The organism is Kineosporia mesophila, from assembly GCF_021129235.1.
GTDB lineage: Bacteria > Actinomycetota > Actinomycetes > Actinomycetales > Kineosporiaceae > Kineosporia > Kineosporia mesophila.
Genome location: NZ_JAJOMA010000006.1, coordinates 94689 through 115528, shown reverse-complemented (window position 1 = coordinate 115528; position 20840 = coordinate 94689). Strand labels below are relative to the sequence as shown.

The following is a 20840-nucleotide window of genomic DNA, read 5'->3' as shown; positions in this document are numbered from 1 at the left end:
CACAAATGACATCAGTTCGTGGCGTTGACATTGACGCAACGTCAATTCCCACCGCGGTTCCCGTTGACGGCGGAATGGTCCATCCAGGAGGTAGCCCGGCTGACCGGTGCAACCAGTCGCACCCTGCGGCACTACGGCGATGTCGGGTTGCTCGTGCCCAGCCGGACCGGGAGCAATGGTCAGCGCTGGTACGACCAGCGGGGGCTGGTCCGGTTGCAGCGGATTCTGTTGCTGCGGGAGCACGGGGTTGGGCTGCCGGCGATCAAAGAGGCTCTGGACGAGTCGGCCGACATGGTGGCGGCCTTGCGTGAGCATCTGGAAATGCTTGCGCAGGAACAAGATCGCATCGGGCGGCAGGTGCGGTCGATCCGCACGACCATTCGCAAGCTCGGGGGAGGGGAGGCGCTCATGGCCGAGGAAGTGCTCGACGGGTTCGACCACACGCAGTACCGGGGCGAGGTCACGCAGCAGTGGGGGCCGGAGGTTTACGAGAAGGGGGACCGGTGGTGGCGGTCGCTCGACGACGGGCAGAAGGCGCCGTTCCGGCAGCAGATGCGCGACATCGCCAGGGATTTCGCCCGGGCCCACGATGATCAGGAAGCAGTGGACGGGGCGGTCGCCCAGGAGATTGCCCGCCGGCAGGTCGAGTGGCTGGGGATCACGGCCGCGCCGAGCCGGGACTACGTCATCGGGATCGGCGAGATGTACGTGGCCGATCCATGTTTCGCGAAGAGCTACGCGCCGCCCGGAGTCGACGCGACTCCGTATGCGGAGTACGTGAGGGACGCGCTCAGGGTTTACACGGAGCGGAACCTGTAGACAAAACGCTGCGGTGGCATCTCGGCCCTGAGGCCTTAATGCCACCGTAAGCGGTGTGGAGCGGGAGGGTCAGGCGACGGCGAGTTCCTGGGCCTCGGTCTTCGAGAGGCTCGTCATCTTCCGCACGAAGTGCAGGGTGAGGGTGCTGCAGACCAGGACTGCGAAGATGGTGGCCTCGGGGCCGAAGTCACCACCGGAGATCAGGGTCGGGCCGTCGAGCACGCTGTGGAAGAGGCCGCTACCGCTGTTGCTGGAGCCGGAGACCGTGGTGCCGAAGATGCCGGACTCAGCGAAGTTCCAGCCGAAGTGCAGACCGATCGGCAGCCACAGCGAGCGGGTCACGGCGTAGCAGGCGGCCAGCATCAGACCACCCTGGATCGCGATGGCCAGGGCGCCCCAGAAGGCGGTTGGGTCGTTGATCAGGTGCAGGCCACCGAAGACCACGGCCGAGCCGATCATCGCGCCGAGGGTGCCGGTCATCTGCTCCAGCAGGCGGAACAGGATGCCGCGGAAGATGATCTCCTCGATCACGGCGACGGCGGCCATCATGCCGGCGGTGGCGAAGACCGAGAAGAACGAACCCCAGCTCAGCGAGTCATAGCCGCCGAAGATCGTGATTAGCAGCATCACCACGGAGAACATGCCGATGCCGAGCAGGGTGCCGCGGCGCAGGGCGGCGACGTCGACCGAGGCGAGCTCGGTGGCCTCGCGGTGCTCGACCTTCCGGATCACCCAGCGGTAGAGCCACACCTCGGCGAAGGCTGCGGCAACGCCCAGCACCAGCGTCAGCAGCGACACGAGCGGGTTGCCCTGCTTGACCAACGCGGAGAGCGGACCGATGAAGAGAGCGTTCACGGCCAGGAAGCCGACCGCCAGGACGACCAGTCGGACCGGGGTCTTACGAAGCTGCTGAGCGAACATCGGAGCCTCCTGCTAGGTGTCTGCTGTGGCCTCCTGGTCACATCAAAAATCTAGATTTCGGAAGCTTCTGGGTCGTCACGCCACAGAGCGCACCTGGAGTAGCTCTCGTGGGGGATACCCCTACGAGCCGGCGTTCACCAGACCATTGCGGTGCGCGAACACCACGGCCTGCACCCGGTCGCGCAGGTCGAGCTTGGTCAGGATGCGCGAGACGTGCGTCTTCACGGTCTCCCGGCTGACCACCATGGCCTCGGCGATCTCCACGTTGGACATGCCCTCGGCGATCAGCTTGAGCACCTCGACCTCGCGCGGGGTCAGCGCCCCCAGCACAGCCGGCACAGCCGTGGTCGGCCGCAGGCGCTCGCCGAACTTCCCCACCAGCCGCCGCGTGATGGCCGGGGCCAGCAGCGACTCACCGGAGGCGATGACCCGGATACCGTTCAGCAACTCTCTGGGCGGAGCATCCTTCAGCAGGAACCCGCTGGCACCCGCCCGCAACGCCTCGTAGACGTACTCATCCAGCTGGAACGTGGTCACGACCAGTACCTTCGCCGGATTCTCGATGCCGGGCCCGGCCAGCTCGCGGGTGGCGCTGATGCCGTCGAGCACGGGCATCCGCACATCCATCACCACGACGTCCGGTTTCAGCTCCAGCGACAGGTTCACCGCGGCGCGACCGTCGCCGGCCTCCCCCACGACCTCCATGTCGGGCTGCGCCGACAGAATCGTCGCGTACCCCGTTCTCACCAGCTCCTGATCGTCGGCCACCAGCACGCGCAAGGTCACGAGAAGGCAGCGTATCGGTCAAATGGTGGACGCCTGTGGGCGTCACGAGGGTCGGGGTCGCCCCGACCCGTCGTAACGCTCGCGGGCATGCGCGACCAGGGACAGGTTCTCGTCGGCCCAGGACCCGAGGACGCCGAACGCCGGGCTGAGCGACAGACCCAGCTCGGTGATGGAGTACTCGACCCGCGGCGGCACCTCCGGGAACTGCTCGCGGGTGATCAGCCCGTCGCGTTCGAGCTGGCGGAGCCGCTGCGTGAGAACTTTCGGCGTCACCCCGGTCAGCCGCTCCCGGATCTCGTTGAACCGCAACGGACCCTCGTGGTGAAGCGACCAGAGGATCGGAGTGGTCCACCGGCTGAACAGGATCTCGATCACCGGGGTGATCGGGCAGGGCTGGAACCCGTCGGCACCGGAACCGAAGGGGCGCTCGAGCGAAGGCGTGGTCACTGTCCAATAGTATCTTTGAGGAACCTAATATCCTCAGGCTATTAGCGTGGTTCTCAGTGCCTCACCGGGAGGCTCTGAAAACCCGAAGGACCATCATGAGCATCGCTCTCACCGGCGCCACCGGAGCCCTGGGCTCCCTCGTCGTCGACGCCCTCCTCACCCGGGGCACACCCGCGTCCGACATCGTCGTCGTGGTCCGCGACGCCGATCGCGCCAAGGCACTCGCTGACCTGGGCGTGGGTGTGCGCGTCGCCTCCTACGGTGACGTTCCCGCCCTGGTCACCGCTCTGGACGGTGTCGACCGGCTTCTCCTGATCTCGGGTCCTGAGTCCGGCGAACGCGTGGCCCTGCACGGCTCCGTCGTCACCGCGGCGCAGCAGGCCGGGGTCGGCTTCATCGCCTACACCTCGGCGCCGCACGCCGACGACACCGTGCTCCTGGTCGCGCCCGACCACGCGGCGACCGAAAACCTCATCCGGGCCTCGGGTCTGGCCTATTCGATCCTGCGCAACAACTGGTACCACGAGAACTACGGGGCCCACCTGAAGAACGCGGAGGCGACCGGAAAGCTTTTCAGCAGTGCCGGTTCCGGCCGGGTCGCCTCGGCCTCCCGCGCGGACTACGCCGAGGCCGCCGCGATCGTGCTGGCCGGTGGTGACCACGACGGACGCGTCTACGAGCTCTCCGGCGACGTGGCCTGGATTTTTGCCGATCTCGCGACCGTGATGGGTGAGGTGCTGGGTCGCCCGGTTGAGCTCGTGCAGCTCGACCGGGAATCCCACATCGCGGCTCTCACGGGTGCCGGCCTCGACCCGCACCTCATTCGGTTCGTCACCACTCTCGACGCCGACATTGCCCAGGGCGCCCTTGCCGAGGCCACCACCGACCTGTCCGGGCTCATCGGCCGTCCGACGACGCCCCTGATCGAGGGCCTACGCCCGCTTCGTTAGAACCCGCTTCGCCGGAAACACCCCGGTGCCCACCCCGCGAAGGGAGCTCAGCTTCGTCCTCAATCAGGGATTTGAGCGAGAAGAACGTGGTCGGACACCTTGTCGGTGCTCAGGCACAGCGAACAGACATCGGCGTCGTGGGTCTGGCAGGCGGCCATGTCGGGACGCTCGTACTCCTGTCGGCAGACATGACAGGTGAGGTGCTCGCCGGAGGGGTTCAGGCCGATGGCCTGCTTGATCGGACCGAGGTCGGTGGAACCGACGCCGGGCCACTGATTAGCTCTGGCTGCGGCGTTTGTTCTCCAGCCAGTGCCGGGGCTCGGTGCCGAGCTTCTCGATCACCTTGTCGGTGCCCAGCCAGGCGAGCTGCCCGGTCGCGATCGCGCCGCTGATCATGATGCCGGTGTAGAAGATCTGCTCCAGCGTGCCCACAATTCTCCCTGGCGTCTCGGCAAGCGTTTAAACGCGAGTGAGGCTACGGCATGAATAACGCCGGGCGCCTCCTGCCTTTCGTCCCGGAAGGGGTGATTCGGCGCTCGGCACAATGCTTTGGTCGGCCTCAGGAAAGATCATCATTTGGAGCGATTGGGCTACTTTTTTGCAGGTCAGAGCCGAGATGCGGATGTCTTTTGGAGTGTCTTTCAATGGGCGATCACGGCGGCGATGAATGGGGGACGCAGATCACGTCGGTCGTCGGCGGATTCCCTTTCGGGCGGGGTTGGTTATTCGTGCCAGAAATCGTTCCGGAACCGTTCAAGAACGTTTCAAAGGGCGGACCGTGTCTGATCACAGCCAGATAACTGGCCGAGATCAGACACGGTCCGCCCCGAGATGAAGCGAACCGGTCAGCTGGTGGAGGTCGCCGCCTGTGTGAGGTCGTAGACCGTGGTGCCGTCGATCGTGGTCGTGGCGTAGTTCGCCTCGACCCACTCGGTGATCTCCGTGGCGGCGTCACTGCCGCTGGAGCTGCTGCCGCTCATCGTGCTGCCGGGGATGAAGTAGTGGATCTTCCCCGCGGCCACGTAGGCCTTGAACTCGTCGAGCGTCGGGGCCGGGTCGGTACCGTTGAAGCCGCCGATCGCCATCACCGGCTCTTCACTGGCCAGCTGATAGCCGGAGGCGTTGTTCGATCCGACCGTGGCCGCGACCCAGGTGTAGTCGTCAGCGTTGGCCTGTAGCGCCGCCACCATCTCGTCGCTCGGGGTGGTGGCGTTGAGCAGGCCGCCCATGCCGCCACCACCGCCCATGCCTCCACCGGTTCCGCCGCCGAAGCCGCCCTGGCCCTGGGTGGTGGTTCCCCCCTGGGACTGGGTGGTGCCGCCCTGGGTGGTGCCGCCTTGCGACTGGGTGGTGCCGCCCTGCGACTGGCCGGTGCCGTTCTGGGACTGACCGCCCGGGCCGCCAGCACCGCCGCCCCGCATGCCGCCACCTCCGCCCATGCCACCCATCCCGGTGCTCGGACCGGCCGTGGGGATCGACCCGGTATGAGCCGTGGCCGCCGTGTTCAGCGAGTACGCGGCCGGCCCGAGCAGGCCCGAGATCAGGGCGAGAGCGCCGATACCGAGCATGACGCGCTTGCGGGTGACGCTCTGCAGCCGCACGGCGAGCCAGCTGGAGGCCGCCAGGCCCGCGGTCGCGAGCAGACCGGTGATCAGTACGACCACGCGGATCCACGGGTGCCAGTCGGAGCTGTTGGCCAGGAGCGTGTACGACCACAGCGCGGTGACCAGCACGGTGCCGGCCAGAGCGAAGGTGCCGATGACCGAGCGGGTCTTCCAGAGCGCGGCCGTGCCGATGCCGACGAGCGCGGCGATGGCCGGGGCCAGGGCCACGGTGTAGTAGGAGTGGAAGATGCCCTGCATCATGCTGAAGGTCAGGAAGGTGATGACCAGCCAGCCTCCCCAGACGATGAACTGGGCACGAACAGCGCTGGTGCGTGGCAGTTTCCGGGTGGCGATGAGGCCGGTGACGAGCAGGATGAACGCGGCCGGCATCAGCCAGCCGATCTGGCTGGCGAACTCGGTGGTGAAGAGCCGGGTGATGCCGGTCTCGCCCCAGTTGCCGTTGCTGCCGACGCTTCCGGTCTCGTTACCGGTGAGCCGGCCCAGACCGTTGTAGCCGAAGGTGAGTTCCAGGATCGAGTTGTTCTGCGAGCCACCGATGTACGGACGCGAGTCGGCGGGCCACAGTTCGACGGCCGCGATCCACCAGCCGGCCGAGACGATCATCGCGGCGAATGCGGCCAGCAGGTGGCCGATCCGCTTCAGGAAGGTGGTCGGCGCGGCCCACAGGTAGGTCAGGCCCAGCGCCGGCACCACGAGCAGGGCCTGCAACTGCTTGGTCAGGAAGCCCAGGCCGATCATCACGCCGGCCAGGAGCAGCCAGCGCATCTTCGCGTGCTCGATCGCGCGCAGCACGAAGTAGACGCTGGCGATCATCAGCAGCACGAGCAGGGCGTCCGGATTGTTGAACCGGAACATCAGCGTGGCCACCGGCGTGGTGGCCAGCACGGCCCCGGCGAGCAGCCCGGCCCCGGCACCGAAGTGACGCCGGACGATGGTGAAGAGCAGACCGACCGAGGCCACACCCATCACGGCCTGGGGGAGCAGGATGCTCCACGAGCTCAGGCCGAAGATCCGCACCGACAGGGCCATCGGCCACAGCGCCAGCGGGGGCTTGTCCACCGTGATCGCGTTCGCGGCGTCGGAGGAGCCGAAGAAGAACGCCTCCCAGCTCTTCGACCCGGCCTGTACGGCGGCGGAGTAGAAGGAGTTCGCCCAGCCGGACGCGCCCAGGCCCCACATGTAGAGGAAGGCCGTGGAGACGAGCAGGGCGAGGAGGGCCGGGCGGACCCAGGCCGGGTCCTGCTCGCGGCCCCGGACGATGCGCCGGCCCAGGCCGCGGGTGCCCTTGGCGTTGTCGGCCCGGCTCAAGGGAGGTGGATCGGTCCGGGGCCCGGAGCCGGTCTGGCTGTCCAGGGTGGCTGTCATCGGTTGTCCTTCGGGGTCTGTCGGGCGGGGAAGAGTTCTAGAACGCTGGGGAGGTTTTGCATGATCACGGGAGGTTGGGGGGCGTTGCGTGGGCGGCCCAGTTGCCGGAGAGCAGTTCGTCGTCGGCCACCGTGATCAGCCGGGCGGGGACCCAGAGCTGGGTGAGCCAGGAGCGGGCCCGGGTGCCGCGGACCAGGGAAGCGGTGGAGTAGGTCGAGGCCTCGAGACAGGTGAAGCCGATGGCGCTGACCATGCGCCAGACCGGCAGGGGAATCTCGCCGGTGCGGGGGTCGATCATGTGGGTCACCCGGGAGTTGCGGTGCCGCTCGGGCAGGACCGCGATCCGCGACGTGCTCAGGGCCGCGCCGGCGGGCAGGTGGACCTGGGTGGTGAGGTCGCCGTCCCGGTCTTCGATCAGTACCTTCCAGCCCTGCTCCGGGGCCGGGCCGGCCGAGGCGACGTTGCCGCCGAGCCGCACCAGCACCCCGGCGTCGACGCGCTCGCGCACCCGGGCGGCCGCCATGTCGCAGACGGCGGCCTTGGCGGTGGCGCTCAGGTCGAGCGTGGTGCCGGCCGGGACCTGGAGCTTGCGGCCCTCCAGCCGGACCTGCTCCCAGCCCGCCGCGGGGCGGCCACCGGTCGGGCGGGAACCGCAGACCGGCAGGTGGGAGCGGTCACGGCCGGCTGCGGCGACCGCGTTCAGCGCCGCGCCCACCGTGGGGTCGATGTCGCCGTCGGTGCGCATCGCCACTGCCAGGGAGGCGGCGACCAGTTCGGCGAGCAGCGGGCTGACGGTCACCGGACGTCCCCCGGCCCGGTACAGCTTGTGCAGTTCGGCGTCGGAACGGAATCGGGCGGCGGCCTTCTCGGCGGCCGCGATCTGCCGGGAGACGATGCGGCGGGCCACGGTCAGGGCGGCCGGGTCGTCGACGGTGACGGACGCGGTGGTTCCCCAGGCCGGCCAGGCCGCCGTGGTGCCGGCGGAGCTGCCGCCGACGAGCGGCTGCTCGGGCAGGTGGTTCCGGCGCAGCCCAGGCACGACGATGTCGGTGATGGCCATGGCTCCTCCTGGAGTTCCTCGGGTGATCCGGTCGTGATTGATCCTCGGGGCGGGAGCTGGGGTGATCGGCAAGGAAGTCTGAAAGCCTGCTGTGCGAATTACTTATGTGGCCGCTGTGAAAACTGTGAGAGTGCTGTGGCCCGGACATCGGGTAGACGGATGACGGTGTGGCATCGTCCTTTCGTGGAATCTCCTTCGGATCAAGGGAATCTCGGCGCATTAAAACCGGGTTCGCCTACTCCACAGTCAATTTCGCTATACAGTTCAAGCTGTTGATCAAGCGGGCGGATGTGGGGGATTTTCGTGGCGTGGCTGGCTCTGGCGGGAGCTATCGTTCTGGAGATTACGGCGACGATCAGCCTGAAAACGGCTGATGGATTTACCCGGTTCTGGCCGAGCCTGATCGTGGTGGTGGGGTACATCGGCTGTTTCGGTCTTCTTGGCTTTGCGTTGAAAACCCTTGATGTGGGCCTGGTCTACGCGCTCTGGTCGGCGGTGGGCACGGCGGCCATCACGCTTCTCGCCGTGGTGATGTTCGGTGAGACCATCACCCTTCCGCGCATCGGCGGGCTGCTGCTGATCATTCTCGGGGTGATCGTGGTGAATCTCAGCGGCGGGGAGGCACATGCCGTGGGCGATGCGAAGGTCACGTCCGCCCCGGCGCCGGCACCCGTTCCGCCGGTACCCCAGCAGCGGGTTCAGGGGCCGGAATCCGGTGAGGTTCCCATGCTCACCCCACGCAGCGGCCTGATTCCCAGGCAGATGCGACCCCGGCACGACATGAAGACCGACCCGGATTCCGACCTGGCGCCAGTCTTCCCCGATCTCGGCCGGCCCGGGATCTGACCTTCGTCCCGGAACGCTCCGCCGTTCGTCCCGACCTGCTCGTCCTCGGCCGGACCAACGGTGGGTCACGCTGGGCGACATGACAGACTCGGGCTCATGCGTACGCCGTTCGGCCTGCTCGAGCCCTTCATCCGGCTGAACCCCCGGACGGTGCGCTGGGCCACCACCTTCGCCCTGGTCTGCAGCATCGGGATCATCCTGACCGGCGGGATCGTCCGGCTGACGGGCTCGGGCCTGGGCTGCACGACCTGGCCCAAGTGCACGGACGACTCCCTGGTGGTGCCGGCCGAGATGGGTATCCACGGGGCCATCGAGTTCACCAACCGGATGCTGACCTTCGTCATCTCGGTCGCGGTCGGGCTGGCGATCATCACGGCGCGGTTCCAGAAGGTGCCGAACCGCTGGCTGGTGCGCACCACCTGGTCGCAGTTCTTCATCATCGTGCTGAACGCCGTGCTCGGTGGGATCACGGTGTGGACGGGCCTGAACCCGTACCTGGTGGCCGTGCACTTCTGCGCCGCCACGCTGCTGCTGACCACGACGGCGCTGAGCTACGACTTCGCCCACAGCCACGCCTTCGAGGAATGGAACCGGCGCACGGTCAGTGGTCCCGGCCCGCGGTACGGGCGGCGGGCGGTGCTCACGCCGAACGACGTTCCGAGCACCTCGCAGGCCGCCGACGGCACCGTGGTGCTTCCGGCGCCGGCACCCGACCCGACGCGTCCACTGCGCACGAAACTGGCCTGGGTCCTGGTCGTCGTGGCCGGGTTCCTGGTGGTGGCGGGCACGCTGACCACCGGATCGGGACCGCACCCGGGTGACTCCAGCGAAGTGCACCGCATCCAGATCGACTGGGCCGCCATGGCCTGGATCCACGGGCTGCTGGGCGTGCTGGTGCTCGGGCTGGCGGCAGTCTGTGCCGTCGCCGCGCACCGGGCCGGCGACCGTAAGACTTTCCAGCGGGGCCTGATCCTGCTCGGCGTGCTGGTCGCGCAGATGATGATCGGCCTGTACCAGAGCCTCGACGGCCTGCCCTGGGTGGTGGTCGTCGTTCACATGGGCGGCGCCGCCCTGACCTGGGTCGGCGTGCTGCGCGTCCTACTTGCCACCATCCACCCCGACCCGGTGACCCCCGCGCCGCAGGCGACCGAGGCGTCCTCTGTTACTGCTGTTTGACCTCGACTTCGTACGGTGGCCGCCATGACGATGAACGAGTACCCGGACGATCAGGTGGCGGCCCAGCCCATCGGCTACTGGAGCGGGGCCGCCTACCGGGCGGTCGTCGGGCGCCTGCGCGCCGAGCTGGCCTCCGAGCAGCTCACCCAGCCGCACTGGTGGACGCTGAACCACGTCGCGGGCTCCCCGGGCACCTGGACCCGCGCCGAGCTCGCCGACAAGCTCCAGCCCTACGACGATCTGGGCGTCGAGCTGGAAGACGTGTTCGACGACCTGATCGAGCGCGGATGGCTGCTCGAGGAGCCCGGTTTCGTGTTGACGGCAACCGGCGAGGAGGGCCTGGCGCGCGCCCGCGAACGCAACGCCGGCGCCCACGCCGAGACCTGCGACGGGGTCAGCACGGAGGACTACGTCACCACCATCAACACATTGCGGCGGATGATCGGGAACCTGGGCGGTTCCAGCGACCTAGCCGTCTGACGACCTCCCCCTTTCTTTGTTCGTGATCATGCAAAACCTCCCCAGCGTTCTAGAACTGTGAGCCGTAGAGTTCTAGAACGCCGGGGAGGTTTTGCATGATCACGGGGAATTTGGTGGTGGCTAGCGCTTCAGGAGGTCTTTCAGAGCCTGGGTGATCGTGGTCGGGTCTTCCTCGGCCATGAAGTGCCCGCAGTTGACCGTGCGGTGCTCGAGGTCGGGGGCCCAGGCCTGCCAGCGTTCAACGGCCTGACCGGTCATGGCCTGGCCCCAGTCCTGCTGCAGCACGGTGACCGGCATGCGCAGGTGGTTCCCGGCGTCGCGGTCGGCCTGGTCGTGATCGACGTCGATGCCGGCGGACGCCCGGTAGTCGGCGACGATCGAGGTCACGGCGGCGCGCGACTTCTCCAGGTAGATCTCGCGGTGCTCCAGCGGGCCGTTGGCCCAGATGTCGAGGAAGTGGCCGAAGAATTCGTCCGGGACGGTGTTGATCATGAGTTCGGGCAGACCGGGCGGCTGGGCCATCAGGTAGAGGTGGAAGCCCACGGCGGCGGCGCGTCCGGCCATCACGTCCCACATGTCCAGCGTGGTGAAGACGTCGAGCGAGGCCAGGTGGGTCACGGTCTGCGGGTGGTCGAGCGCCGCCCGGATCGCGACCAGCGCGCCCCGGTCGTGCCCGGCCAGCGCGAATCGGTCGAAGCCCAGGTTCTTCGCCACGGCCACCACGTCCGCGGCCATGACGCGCTTGGAGTAGGTCTCGCCGGTGTCGTCCGGCTTGTCGCTGTCCCCGTATCCGCGCAGGTCAGGGACGATGACGGTGTGCTCCTGGGCCAGTTCGACGGCGACGTCGCGCCAGCAGAGGTGAGTCTGCGGGAAGCCGTGCAGCAGGACGGCGGCGGGGCCGTCACCGCCTACGGCCACGTTCAGGTGCACTCCTTCGGCACCCTCGATCCGGTGGTAGTCGAAACCAGGAATCTCTGTCATGCGGATCAGGGTGGGTGGGGCGAATCAGCAACCAATCAGTAGCGGCGAAGTGCCGGGGCAAGTTTGCATGATCACGAACAGGAGATTGGTCGTGATCATGCAAACCTTCCCCGGGTGAAACCTAGAGTCGGGGGGTGTTGCGATTCGGGGTGCTGGGGCCGCTCGAGGTCATGGACCACGGGCGCGAGGTCAGGGTCGGTGGGCCCCGGCATCGGGCGGTGCTGGCGCGGCTGCTGATCGCGGCGCCTCGGGTGGTGCCGGTGCAGTGGCTGATCGACGATCTCTGGGACGACCCGCCCGACGGGGCGCTGGGCTCGGTGCAGACCTTCGTCGGGGCGCTGCGCAAGGCGCTGGAACCTGACCGCCCGCCGCGTGCGGCGTCGTCACTGCTCGTCACCCAGGCGCCCGGATATGCCTTGCGGGCTCCCGCTGTCGATGCCTGGGACTTCGCCCAGGGTCTGGAACAGGGGCAACGCCAGCTCGCCGCCGGGCAGCCGCTTCAGGCTCATGACCAGCTGGAACGTGCTCTGAACAGGTGGCGTGGACCGGCTTATGCGGAGTTCGGCGACCAGTCCTGGGCCCGGGCCGAGGCCCACCGTCTGGACGAGTTGCGGTCACTGGCCGTGGAATGCCGGGCCGGGGCCGCGCTGGAACTGGGCCGGGCCGCCGCCCTCGTTCCCGACCTTGAGGCGCACGTCGAGCGCTACCCGTTACGGGAAGACGGATGGCAGCTCTTGGCACTCGCGCTGTACCGGACCGGGCGTCAGGGAGATGCGCTGGCGGCGCTGCGCCGGGCCCGGCAGACGCTGGTCGAGCAACTCGGGGTGGAACCCGGTGACGCCCTGCGGCAACTGGAGTCGGATGTTCTCGCTCACGCCGGGCATCTGGAAAAGCCCGTAGCGAGAGAAGTTTCCGGGAGCAGTCTGTGGCGGGCGGCGATCCGGGGGCAGGACCCGACCTCGACCGGCCCGGACGGCCGCCGCCAGCGGCTCGAGGCGCTGATGGGGCTGGTGCGGGCGCTCGCGGTCACCGGGGAGCTCGCGCAGGCCCGGCAGTACCGGGGTGAGGCGGTGCGGGCCGCCGCCGAGCTTGCCGATCCGCTGCTGTTCGCGCAGGTGGTGGGCGCTTTTGACGTTCCTGCGATCTGGACCGCCAACGATGATGAGGAGTTGTCGGGTTTTCTGGTCGAGTCGGCTGAGCGCGCGTTGGCAGGGCTCCAAGCAGAGGACGAGGAACACCTCCACGAGCGTGCCCGTCTGCTGGTGACCATCGCCCTGGAACGGAGGGCGGACTCCGGGCCGCGCGGGATGGAGGCCGCGCACGAGGCCGAGCGTCTGGCCCGCGACCTCGACGACCCGAACCTGCTGGCGCTCGCGCTCAACGGCCGGTTCATGCAGACCTTCGCCCGGGCCGGGCTGGCTCCTGAGCGGGCGCTGATCGGGCACGAGCTTCTGGAGATCGCCGCAGCTCAGCCTGCCGGTCTTCCGACGGTGGAGGTCCTGGGCCACCTCATCCTCATCCAGTCGTACGCGGCGCTGGCCGATCTGAGGGCTGCCGAGCGTCACGCGCTCTCGGCGGATGTCCTGGCCGAGCAGTACGGGATCCCGTTGGTCGGGGTGTTCACGACCTGGTTCACGGCGCTTCGTACAGCCGTTACCGGCTCGGCCGAGGACGCCCGCGAGGCCTATCTCACAGCGGCGGCGACTCTGCCCGGCTCCGGCATGCCCGGTCTGGAGAGCGGGATCGTGCCTCTGGCCCTGTTGTGTCTCGACCGGGTGCACGGTGGGGAAGGAAAAGGCTTTCAGGCTGAGGATTTCGGACCTTATCAACCCTGGGTCGGGGCGCTGCTGGGCGACGGTCCGGCCCCGGCCTCGTCTCCTCGGGACCTGCTCCTCGAGGCCCGTACCTGTCTGCAGGCCGTCGTCGCCCTGCGGGACGGGGACGAGCCGACCATGAGAAGAGCCTATGCACAGTTACTTCCGGCGCAGGACGAACTGGCGGGCGCGGGTAGCGGGATGGTCTACCTGGGGCCGGTCGCGACGTATCTCGGGCGGCTGGCGCTGGGGCTGGGTGCGATCGACCGGGCTGAGAAGCATTTCGCCCGGGCCGAGCAATTGCTGGCCAGGGTGCTGGGTGGGGGTCCGCTTGATCGGCGGGGAAAGTTCGCATGATCACGGCGAAGGTTTGGTTGGGATTGCCGGGACCGGGAGCCACGCCGGCGTGCGTCCCCAAAGCAAACGACGGACGTCCTGGTCGCCTCGATAGGTGACCAGGACGTCCGTAATTCAGGCTTCTCAGCGGTCGGAGCGCGGGTCTCCCACGATCGGGTCGCCGATGATCTTGTCTGAATCGGGCTCTTCCGGCGGCACCACCGGGGTGGTGGTGAGCGGAGTGCCGTTGGCGGCGCCGTTGACCGTGGCGACACCCGGATCGGGCGTCCACGGATCTTTGTTCTCGTTGCTCTTCTTCCAGGCCACGGCTGCGCCACCGGCGGCGGCCGCGATCACCGAGAAGAGCAGGAAACGGCGGCGACGCTGACGGCGACGGGCCTTCTTCAGCGCCTTCTTGTTCCTCGGCAGCTGCTCCACCGCGTAGGTGGCGCGGTCCTGCGCGGTCTCCACGGCGTTGTCACGCGCGGCGATCGCGGCGGCCGACGCTGCGGCAACGGCCTCGGCCAGCTTCGGCAGCAGGTCGTCGACGAACTTGTCGCGCCCGTGGGCAACGACCGGGGCGGCCTTCTCCCGGGCCTGTGCGTAGCCCTTCTCCAGCGCCGGACCGGCGTGGTCAGCGGCATTGCGCACCGCCGGAACCACGTGGTCCTTCGTTACGACCGCTACCCGGTCCTTCGTCGCGATCGCGGCGGGAGTCACCCGCTCGGCGACGATGGCCCCGCCGGTGCGGGCGTTGGCAGCAGCGCTGTCCAGTGCTGATCGCAGCTGTGCCTGGGCCTCGCTCTTGGCGTTGGCCCTCTTCCTTCGCGAACTCACGGCATCGTCCTCCCTGTTCATGCGGCCCACTCGCCGAGGCACTGGGTGCGCCGCGTCGGCCCCCATCGTTCCGCGATCTGAGCAATATGCCACCCGAGCTCCATCTTCAGATCCACTATGTGATCTTTACCGTGGAGTACCAAGTCGAGGTGCCATCCCAGGGATCGATCCAGCGCCTTCGGCCGTTGGGAAAGACGTGGCGAGTGCTGGTGTGTCCGCGCAGGGCGAACGGAACCGGTGGCGCCCGCCGGTCCGTGACAGACTTCGTCAGCATCGAGCGACATCCGCACATCCTGAAGGGGAATCACCCGTTGACCGAGCAGCTTCCGTCAAACCTGTACGCCGACATGCTCACGAACCACGGCATGATCCGCATTCAGCTCTTCCCGAACCACGCCCCCAAGACGGTGCGTAACTTCGTCGAGCTGGCGGAGGGCACCCAGGAAGGGCCGAACAACGGCAAGAACTTCTACGACGGCATCATCTTCCACCGCGTCATCGCGGGGTTCATGATCCAGGGTGGAGACCCGACCGGCACCGGCACCGGTGGCCCGGGCTACAACTTCGACGACGAGATCCACCCGGAGCTCACGTTCACCCAGCCCTACCTGCTGGCCATGGCGAACGCCGGCGTCCGCGGCGGCCGGGGCACCAACGGCTCGCAGTTCTTCGTCACCACGAGCACCCCGACCCACCTCCAGGGCAAGCACACGATCTTCGGCCAGGTCGCTGACCAGGCCAGCCGTGATGTCGTGGACAGCATCTCCAACACCCCGGTCGATCGTCGTGACCGTCCCGAGAAGGACGTCGTGATCGAGCGGGTCACCATCACACGCGGGTGACCACTCAGCCCTCCACGGGTGGTGCGGCGGCCGGGGAACCGGTCTGTCCGCGCCACCCGGACCGCGTGTCCTACGTCCGGTGCCAGCGTTGCGAGCGGCCGGTCTGCCCGGAGTGCCAGCGTCCGGCGGCCGTCGGTGTGCAGTGCGTGGACTGCGTGCGTAACCAGAACAAGGGCCTGCGCACGGCCCGCACGCCGTTCGGGGCGACGCTGACCCCCGGTGGCCGGCCCCTGGTGACAATGACGATCATCGGCCTGTGCGTCGTCGCCTGGCTGTTGCAGCTGTCGAACTCACAGATCACCAGCGACTTCGCGTTCTTCCCCCCGCTGTCGGAGTCCGAGCCCTGGCGGCTCATCACCGCGGCGTTCCTGCACTCCACCAGCCCGCTGCACATCCTCTTCAACATGTACGCCCTGTGGATCACCGGGCCGTACCTGGAGCAGATGTTCGGCCGGGTCCGGTTCGCGGCGCTCTACCTGGTCAGCGCCCTGGGCGGCTCCATCGCCTCACTGGTGCTCGCCACCCCGAACGTCACCGGTTCCTGGGTGACCACCACGGTGGGTGCCTCGGGTGCGGTGTTCGGCCTGTTCGGCGCGTTCTTCGTGGTGCAGCGGCGGTTGAACCGCGACGCCACGCAGATCGTCGCGATGATCGGCATCAACTTCGTCATCGGGCTGCTCCTGCCCAACATCGCCTGGCAGGCCCACCTCGGCGGCCTGGTGACGGGTGTGGTCACGGCGGCCGTGCTGGCGTACGCGCCGCGGGCCAACCGCACGGCCGTGCAGGCCGGCGGCGTGGTCGCGGTGGTCGTGGTTCTCGCCGCGGCCTATGCGATCAAGATCAGCATGGTTCCGGAAGGGCTGCTGCTCTAAGGGGTCGGCAGGCCCAGACTGATGAGCACCTCGCAACAGGCTTCCGGGCCTGTCCACAGATGGGCCTGCCAGCCCCGTTCCCGAGCCGCCTCGATGTTCGGCGGCCGGTCGTCGAAGAACACCAGCTGCTCGCCCGGTCGGCCGAGAGTGTCTTCCACCGCCTGGTAGATCTTCGCGTCGGGCTTGATCAGGCCCAGGTCGCAGGAAAAGATCCGGTGGTCGAACCCGGCCGACCAGCCGGACGCCTTCACCACCCGCGCCATCGACGAGGGCGCGTTCGAGAGCAGCGCGGTCGTCACGCCACCGGTCTGCAGGGCTGTGAGTAACTCGGTGCGCCCAGGTGCGAGATCCGACCAGCGCCGGGCGTCGAACAGATCGATGCGCTCGAGCTCCTCGTCCGACCACGTCAGGCCGAGCTCGGCGGCGACCAGAGGCCAGTACTCGGTGGGCAGCGTGCCACGGTCGTAATCGGTCCGGTACTCCCAGTAAGGACCGGCGAAGCGCTCCGGCTCCACCCCGATCACCCGCGACAGCTCGGGCACGCCACCCTCAGAGGTGGTGAGAACGCCGCCGATGTCGAAAACCACCGCGGGCCAGGTCTGGGAAGGCTCCATGAGCCCGAGCGTAGCCCGGCCTGATTGGTTGGGATCAGGCACTTCTGGGGGCTTCAAGCCCGATTCGGTCCGCCGTGTCCCGGTTTTCACACCAGGACGCGGCGGCCGCTTCAGTTATTCACAGCTGTGGAAAACTCTGGGGACAAGTTCCACCGGTGTAATTCCTGTGGAACTAGCGCCAGCGGGTGAGCATGCCAAAACCGCACAGCGCGATCCCGATGCCGATCACCAGGTTCCAGTCGTTGATGTTGGGTACCGGGTAGTCACCCGTGGTCAGGTAGTAGGCCACGATCCAGGCCAGACCGAGGATCAGGAAGCCGACCATGATGGGCGCGAAGAACCGCCCATTGGGCTTCTGGACCGCAGTCTTAGCGCGGGGGGCTTCGTACCCACCCTTGTTCCTCTGCTTGGACTCGGGCATCGACGGACTCCTCCGGGGACAGGTACGGCTTCAGCTGACGGCCACACACCGGCGGGCGTGCGGCCACTTCCTCTAGCGTAGTGCTGTGGCACCCGCATCGGACGATCCAGTTGAGAACGGCCAGGCACGTCCGCGCGCGAACCCCCACATCCCCCTCGGAGGCACCGCCACGCCGGTCGTCCGGGCTCCCCGGCACACCCGCACCGGCACGGTCGGCGTCGGCGTCGTGCTGGTCACGGCCGGTCTGCTGTTCACCACCAGTGCTCACACCTCGCACGGCACCCAGCTGCGCTCGCAGCGGGCCGACCTGGCCGACCTGCTCGAAGACGAGAACGAGCGCGTGCAGGAGCAGAGCCAGCGCGTCGCCGCGCTGAACGAGCAGGTCAAGGCCGACACCGCGGCGGCTGCGGTCACCGACCGCACGATCCGCGACCTGGAGAAGGGCTCGGTCGGGGTGGAGGCCGAGGCCGGGTTGGTGGCGGTCACCGGGCCCGGGCTGACCATTACTTTGGACGACGCACCGCGCGACTCCTCGGTGCCCGCCCAGGCCGGTCCCAACGACCTGGTGGTTCACCAGCAAGACGTGCAGGCCGTGGTGAACGCGCTGTGGGCCGGCGGCGCCGAGTCGATGATGCTCATGGATCAGCGGGTGATCTCCACCAGTGCCGTGCGCTGCGTCGGCAACACGCTGATCCTTCAGGGGCGGGTCTACTCACCGCCCTACAAGATCACCGCGATCGGTGACATCGGCAAGCTGCGCGCCGCCGTCGACGCGTCTCCCCAGATCGGCATCTACCTGCAGTACGTGGCCTCGCTGCGGCTCGGGTGGGATGTGAAGACCTCCCACGACCTGAGCTTTCCCGCCTACCAGGGGTCGCTCAGCCTCAGCCATGCCCGGGTGGCGGGTTCCGCGACCCCCACACCGACTTCTCCCGATGCCACCGAGACCGACCAGGAGTCATGAGTTGAAGCCCGTCAGAGTGCTCGTCGTCGACAACTACGACAGCTTCGTCTACACGATCGCCGGTTACCTGGCCCAGCTCGGCGCGCAGTGCGAGGTGCGGCGGAACGACGAGGTGAGAATTGAGGACGCGGACGGGTACGACGGGGTTCTCCTGTCACCTGGTCCGGGTGCCCCGAAGGATGCCGGAGTCAGTCCGGAGATGGTGCTGCATTGCGCCGGGACCAAGCAGCCGATGATCGGCGTGTGCCTGGGGCACCAGGCCCTCGGAGAAGCCTTCGGGGCCACCGTGACGCACGCTACTGAGCTGATGCACGGTAAGACCAGCGAGGTGGAGCACGACGGCGTGGGCGTGCTCGAGGGTCTTCCGGAGCCGTTCACGGCCACCCGCTATCACTCGCTGGCAGTCGTGGCCGACACCGTGCCGGCCGAGCTCGAGGTCACCGGGCGCACGGCCGGAGGTGTGGTGATGGCTCTGCAGCACCGGGAGCTGCCGCTCTACGGTGTGCAGTTCCATCCCGAGAGTGTGCTGACCCAGGGTGGGCATCGGCTGCTCGCCAACTGGCTGGAAGTTTGCGGCGACCGTGATGCGGTGGAGCGGTCGGCCGGGATGGCTCCGCTGGTGCGTCGCTGACTCGCCCCAGATACGACGAAGGCCCCCTGGAAGATTCCAGGGGGCCTTCGTCGTGGTGGTGCTTACGGGGCTGAGTCTTCGTCCCCGTCATCTCCGCCGTCGCCGGTGCCCTCCGTGGTGGTCTGGGTCGGGGCAGCCGATTCTGTCGGGTCGGCCGTCTCGGTCGGAGCCGTGGTCTCGCTGGGCTCTTCCGAGGGAGCGGTGGTTGTGGTGGTTGTGGTGGGGGCCTTGGCCACGCTCAGGGCCACCGTGGCACCGCGGGTCACCGTGAAGCCGCTCTGGTACGAGGAATCCAGCACGGTGCCCGGTGTGCTCCCGCTGGACACGGTTGAACGGCTCGATGCCTTGAGCCCGACGTTGGCCAGGGCCTTCTTGGCTTCCTGGTACGACATGCCGATCAGGTTGTCCGGCACCGTCACCATCGCCGAGGAGATCAGCAGCTTCACCTCCGTACCCGGATCCACGCTGTCACCTGAGGCCGGATCGCTGCTGACCACCACACCAGCCGTGGTCGAAGTGGAATTTTTCGTCTCGCTCGAAGTGCTGGTCAGCTTCTCGGCGGTCAAGAGAGACTTGGCACTGCTCAGAGACTTACCGATCAAGCTGGGCACGGTGACGGAGTCAGGCTTCTTGCCGATCGTGAGGGTGATGGTGGCGTCCTTGGCCGCCTCTTCCCCCTCGTTGGGATCGACCTCCATGACCTTGCCGTACTTGTCCGCGTCCGTGGTCTTCTTCGACTTGGTCTTAATGTTTCCGGCGTCGAAGCCTGCGGCCACGAGATCGCTCTTGGCGATCGCCTGATCCTTGTCGATGACCTTGGGGATGGCGATGAGACCCGAGGTTGTGTCGCCACCGTCGGCACCCTTGTCGCTGCTGAACACACCTAGCGAGTTCATCACCAGCAGCAGCACCACGATGACCGCCAGCACCGCGGCCCCGATCATCAGGGGCTTGCGGTTGCTCGGTTCCGGCTCCTGGGAGCGGCGGCCGTAGTCGTCTTGTTGTTGCTGCTGGAACGGGTCGTACTGCTGACCGCCGACCGTGGTGGCCTGGTCGCCGTACATCGCCGCGCCCTGCGCCGCGTTGCCGGGCACCGGGGACATGGCCCGGGTACCGTCGGCCGCGGGCATGAACTGCGTGGTGGAGTTGGACCCGGTCATCGCCGGGGCCGGCGCGTAGATCTGACGCCCACCGCGGGCGGCCTCGACGTCGGCGCGGAAGTCCTGAGCCGTCTGGTAGCGCTCGTCCCGGCCCTTGGCCAGGGAGTGCAGCACGATCCGGTCGACGGCCTCGGGGATACCGGCAACCACGTGGCTCGGCGGGATGGGCTGCTCCCGCACGTGCTGGTAGGCCACCGACACCGGGGAGTCGCCCATGAACGGCGGACGCCCGGTGAGAAGTTCGTAGAGCAGACAGCCCGCGGAGTAGAGGTCGCTGCGGGTGTCGACCTGCTCGCCGCGCGCCTGCTCGGGGGAGAGGTACTGCGCGGTGCCGATGACGGCCTGCGTCTGCGTCATCTGGGAGGACGAGTCGGCCATGGCCCGGGCGATGCCGAAGTCCATCACCTTCACGTCACCGACCGGGGTCAGCATCACGTTGGCCGGCTTGATGTCCCGGTGCACGATGCCGATGCGGTGGCTGTACTCCAGCGCCGCCAGCACGCCCGTGGTGATCTCCAGGGCAGCGTCGACGTCGAGGTGGTGACCCTCGCCGAGCACCTCACGCAGGGTGCGGCCCTCGACGATCTCCATGACGATGTACGGCAGGTTCACCACCGCGCCGCTGGCCTCGACGATCGACTCCTCGCCGGTGTCGTAGACCGCGACGATGGAGGGATGGTTCAGGGCGGCAGAGGACTGTGCCTCGCGCCGGAACCGAGCCTGGAACGTCGCATCCCGCGCCAGATCGGTACGCAGCAGCTTGATCGCGACGGTACGGCCGAGGCGGGCGTCCCGGCCGGCGTGCACCTCCGCCATGCCACCGCGACCGATCAGGTCGCCGATCTCGTAGCGGTTGCCGAGCACCCGCACGTTGTCGTTCACCGGTTCCATCC

At 67.9% G+C, this 20840-nt stretch carries 21 protein-coding genes; 10 read left to right on the top strand and 11 right to left on the bottom strand.

Translation table 11 applies throughout. The annotated features are described in order from the left end of the window. The first annotated feature begins 63 nt into the window (after window positions 1-63). The gene (locus LR393_RS10505; protein ID WP_231483558.1) at window positions 64-819 is read left to right on the top strand and encodes a MerR family transcriptional regulator; all 756 of its coding nucleotides are present in this window, start codon (window positions 64-66) and stop codon (window positions 817-819) included. A 69-nt stretch (window positions 820-888) separates the two neighbouring features. Here LR393_RS10505 and LR393_RS10500 read toward each other — a convergent pair whose 3' ends face one another. From LR393_RS10500 to LR393_RS10490, 3 genes are all read right to left on the bottom strand, one after another. Next, a complete protein-coding gene (locus LR393_RS10500) occupies window positions 889-1740 on the bottom strand; it encodes a CPBP family intramembrane glutamic endopeptidase (RefSeq protein ID WP_231483557.1) in 852 nt (283 codons plus the stop codon). A 120-nt stretch (window positions 1741-1860) separates the two neighbouring features. After that, a complete protein-coding gene (locus LR393_RS10495) occupies window positions 1861-2526 on the bottom strand; it encodes a response regulator (protein WP_231483555.1) in 666 nt (221 codons plus the stop codon). A 42-nt stretch (window positions 2527-2568) separates the two neighbouring features. Beyond that, window positions 2569-2973 (bottom strand): winged helix-turn-helix transcriptional regulator, encoded by a 405-nt coding sequence (locus LR393_RS10490; protein WP_231483553.1) that lies wholly within the window; start codon window positions 2971-2973, stop codon window positions 2569-2571. A 95-nt stretch (window positions 2974-3068) separates the two neighbouring features. On the opposite strand from LR393_RS10490, the gene LR393_RS10485 reads away from it, so the two are divergent. Next, on the top strand, window positions 3069-3923 hold the full coding sequence (locus tag LR393_RS10485) for an SDR family oxidoreductase (protein WP_231483551.1): 855 nt from the start codon (window positions 3069-3071) through the stop codon (window positions 3921-3923). 276 nt (window positions 3924-4199) lie between these two features. Here the strand turns inward: LR393_RS10485 and LR393_RS10480 are convergent, their stop codons facing one another. The 3 genes from LR393_RS10480 to LR393_RS10470 all read right to left on the bottom strand — a co-directional run bounded on the left by LR393_RS10480 (window position 4200) and on the right by LR393_RS10470 (window position 7973). Beyond that, on the bottom strand, window positions 4200-4355 hold the full coding sequence (locus LR393_RS10480; protein WP_231483548.1) for a hypothetical protein: 156 nt from the start codon (window positions 4353-4355) through the stop codon (window positions 4200-4202). A gap of 413 nt (window positions 4356-4768) precedes the next feature. Beyond that, window positions 4769-6913 (bottom strand): ArnT family glycosyltransferase, encoded by a 2145-nt coding sequence (locus tag LR393_RS35155; protein WP_269326999.1) that lies wholly within the window; start codon window positions 6911-6913, stop codon window positions 4769-4771. 64 nt (window positions 6914-6977) lie between these two features. Continuing rightward, a complete protein-coding gene (locus LR393_RS10470) occupies window positions 6978-7973 on the bottom strand; it encodes an FAD:protein FMN transferase (protein ID WP_231483546.1) in 996 nt (331 codons plus the stop codon). Between the two features lie 303 nt (window positions 7974-8276). Between LR393_RS10470 and LR393_RS10465 the strand changes: the two genes are divergently transcribed. From LR393_RS10465 to LR393_RS10455, 3 genes are all read left to right on the top strand, one after another. Continuing rightward, entirely contained in the window at window positions 8277-8819 is a 543-nt protein-coding gene (locus LR393_RS10465) for a DMT family transporter (RefSeq protein WP_231483544.1), read from the top strand. Window positions 8820-8915: 96 nt separating this feature from the next. Beyond that, the gene (locus LR393_RS10460) at window positions 8916-9995 is read left to right on the top strand and encodes a COX15/CtaA family protein (protein WP_231483542.1); all 1080 of its coding nucleotides are present in this window, start codon (window positions 8916-8918) and stop codon (window positions 9993-9995) included. Window positions 9996-10019: 24 nt separating this feature from the next. Then, on the top strand, window positions 10020-10475 hold the full coding sequence (locus tag LR393_RS10455; protein ID WP_231483539.1) for a MarR family winged helix-turn-helix transcriptional regulator: 456 nt from the start codon (window positions 10020-10022) through the stop codon (window positions 10473-10475). Between the two features lie 120 nt (window positions 10476-10595). On the opposite strand, the gene LR393_RS10450 is transcribed toward LR393_RS10455, so the two are convergent. After that, window positions 10596-11456: an alpha/beta fold hydrolase gene (locus LR393_RS10450; protein ID WP_231483537.1), complete on the bottom strand. Its 861-nt coding sequence runs from the start codon at window positions 11454-11456 to the stop codon at window positions 10596-10598. Window positions 11457-11590: 134 nt separating this feature from the next. Between LR393_RS10450 and LR393_RS10445 the strand changes: the two genes are divergently transcribed. Next, the gene (locus LR393_RS10445) at window positions 11591-13627 is read left to right on the top strand and encodes an AfsR/SARP family transcriptional regulator (RefSeq protein ID WP_231483536.1); all 2037 of its coding nucleotides are present in this window, start codon (window positions 11591-11593) and stop codon (window positions 13625-13627) included. 123 nt (window positions 13628-13750) lie between these two features. On the opposite strand, the gene LR393_RS10440 is transcribed toward LR393_RS10445, so the two are convergent. Further along, a complete protein-coding gene (locus tag LR393_RS10440) occupies window positions 13751-14443 on the bottom strand; it encodes a hypothetical protein (RefSeq protein WP_231483535.1) in 693 nt (230 codons plus the stop codon). Between the two features lie 347 nt (window positions 14444-14790). On the opposite strand from LR393_RS10440, the gene LR393_RS10435 reads away from it, so the two are divergent. Together LR393_RS10435 and LR393_RS10430 are read left to right on the top strand one after the other, a co-directional pair. Next, window positions 14791-15285 carry a peptidylprolyl isomerase gene (locus LR393_RS10435; RefSeq protein WP_231483829.1) on the top strand — a complete coding sequence of 165 codons (495 nt, stop codon included), beginning with the start codon at window positions 14791-14793 and terminating at the stop codon, window positions 15283-15285. Then, window positions 15282-16157, top strand: coding sequence for a rhomboid family intramembrane serine protease (locus tag LR393_RS10430; protein ID WP_231483529.1), 876 nt, complete (start codon window positions 15282-15284; stop codon window positions 16155-16157). Before LR393_RS10435 ends, LR393_RS10430 begins: the two co-directional genes overlap by 4 nt. On the opposite strand, the gene LR393_RS10425 is transcribed toward LR393_RS10430, so the two are convergent. Together LR393_RS10425 and LR393_RS10420 are read right to left on the bottom strand one after the other, a co-directional pair. Continuing rightward, window positions 16154-16771, bottom strand: coding sequence for an HAD family hydrolase (locus LR393_RS10425; protein ID WP_231483528.1), 618 nt, complete (start codon window positions 16769-16771; stop codon window positions 16154-16156). The genes LR393_RS10430 and LR393_RS10425 overlap by 4 nt on opposite strands. A 172-nt stretch (window positions 16772-16943) precedes the next feature. Further along, window positions 16944-17192 carry a cell division protein CrgA gene (locus LR393_RS10420; RefSeq protein ID WP_231483527.1) on the bottom strand — a complete coding sequence of 83 codons (249 nt, stop codon included), beginning with the start codon at window positions 17190-17192 and terminating at the stop codon, window positions 16944-16946. An 85-nt stretch (window positions 17193-17277) separates the two neighbouring features. Between LR393_RS10420 and LR393_RS36290 the strand changes: the two genes are divergently transcribed. Further along, window positions 17278-18156: a DUF881 domain-containing protein gene (locus LR393_RS36290; protein WP_231483526.1), complete on the top strand. Its 879-nt coding sequence runs from the start codon at window positions 17278-17280 to the stop codon at window positions 18154-18156. A gap of 1 nt (window position 18157) precedes the next feature. Continuing rightward, window positions 18158-18787 carry an aminodeoxychorismate/anthranilate synthase component II gene (locus LR393_RS10410; protein WP_231483525.1) on the top strand — a complete coding sequence of 210 codons (630 nt, stop codon included), beginning with the start codon at window positions 18158-18160 and terminating at the stop codon, window positions 18785-18787. Window positions 18788-18849: 62 nt separating this feature from the next. Here LR393_RS10410 and pknB read toward each other — a convergent pair whose 3' ends face one another. Next, a complete protein-coding gene (pknB, locus tag LR393_RS10405; RefSeq protein WP_269326998.1) occupies window positions 18850-20838 on the bottom strand; it encodes a Stk1 family PASTA domain-containing Ser/Thr kinase in 1989 nt (662 codons plus the stop codon). Window positions 20839-20840: the final 2 nt, after the last annotated feature.

Excerpts from the sequence above, each read along its gene's own strand:
- LR393_RS10500 (WP_231483557.1), bottom strand. The coding sequence starts at position 1,740 with ATGTTCGCTCAGCAGCTTCGTAAGACCCCGGTCCGACTGGTCGTCCTG.
- LR393_RS10485 (WP_231483551.1), top strand. The coding sequence starts at position 3,069 with ATGAGCATCGCTCTCACCGGCGCCACCGGAGCCCTGGGCTCCCTCGTC.
- LR393_RS35155 (WP_269326999.1), bottom strand. The coding sequence starts at position 6,913 with ATGACAGCCACCCTGGACAGCCAGACCGGCTCCGGGCCCCGGACCGAT.
- LR393_RS10470 (WP_231483546.1), bottom strand. The coding sequence starts at position 7,973 with ATGGCCATCACCGACATCGTCGTGCCTGGGCTGCGCCGGAACCACCTG.
- LR393_RS10460 (WP_231483542.1), top strand. The coding sequence starts at position 8,916 with ATGCGTACGCCGTTCGGCCTGCTCGAGCCCTTCATCCGGCTGAACCCC.
- LR393_RS10455 (WP_231483539.1), top strand. The coding sequence starts at position 10,020 with ATGACGATGAACGAGTACCCGGACGATCAGGTGGCGGCCCAGCCCATC.
- LR393_RS10450 (WP_231483537.1), bottom strand. The coding sequence starts at position 11,456 with ATGACAGAGATTCCTGGTTTCGACTACCACCGGATCGAGGGTGCCGAA.
- LR393_RS10435 (WP_231483829.1), top strand. The coding sequence starts at position 14,791 with ATGCTCACGAACCACGGCATGATCCGCATTCAGCTCTTCCCGAACCAC.
- LR393_RS10425 (WP_231483528.1), bottom strand. The coding sequence starts at position 16,771 with ATGGAGCCTTCCCAGACCTGGCCCGCGGTGGTTTTCGACATCGGCGGC.
- LR393_RS10420 (WP_231483527.1), bottom strand. The coding sequence starts at position 17,192 with ATGCCCGAGTCCAAGCAGAGGAACAAGGGTGGGTACGAAGCCCCCCGC.
- pknB (WP_269326998.1), bottom strand. The coding sequence starts at position 20,838 with ATGGAACCGGTGAACGACAACGTGCGGGTGCTCGGCAACCGCTACGAG.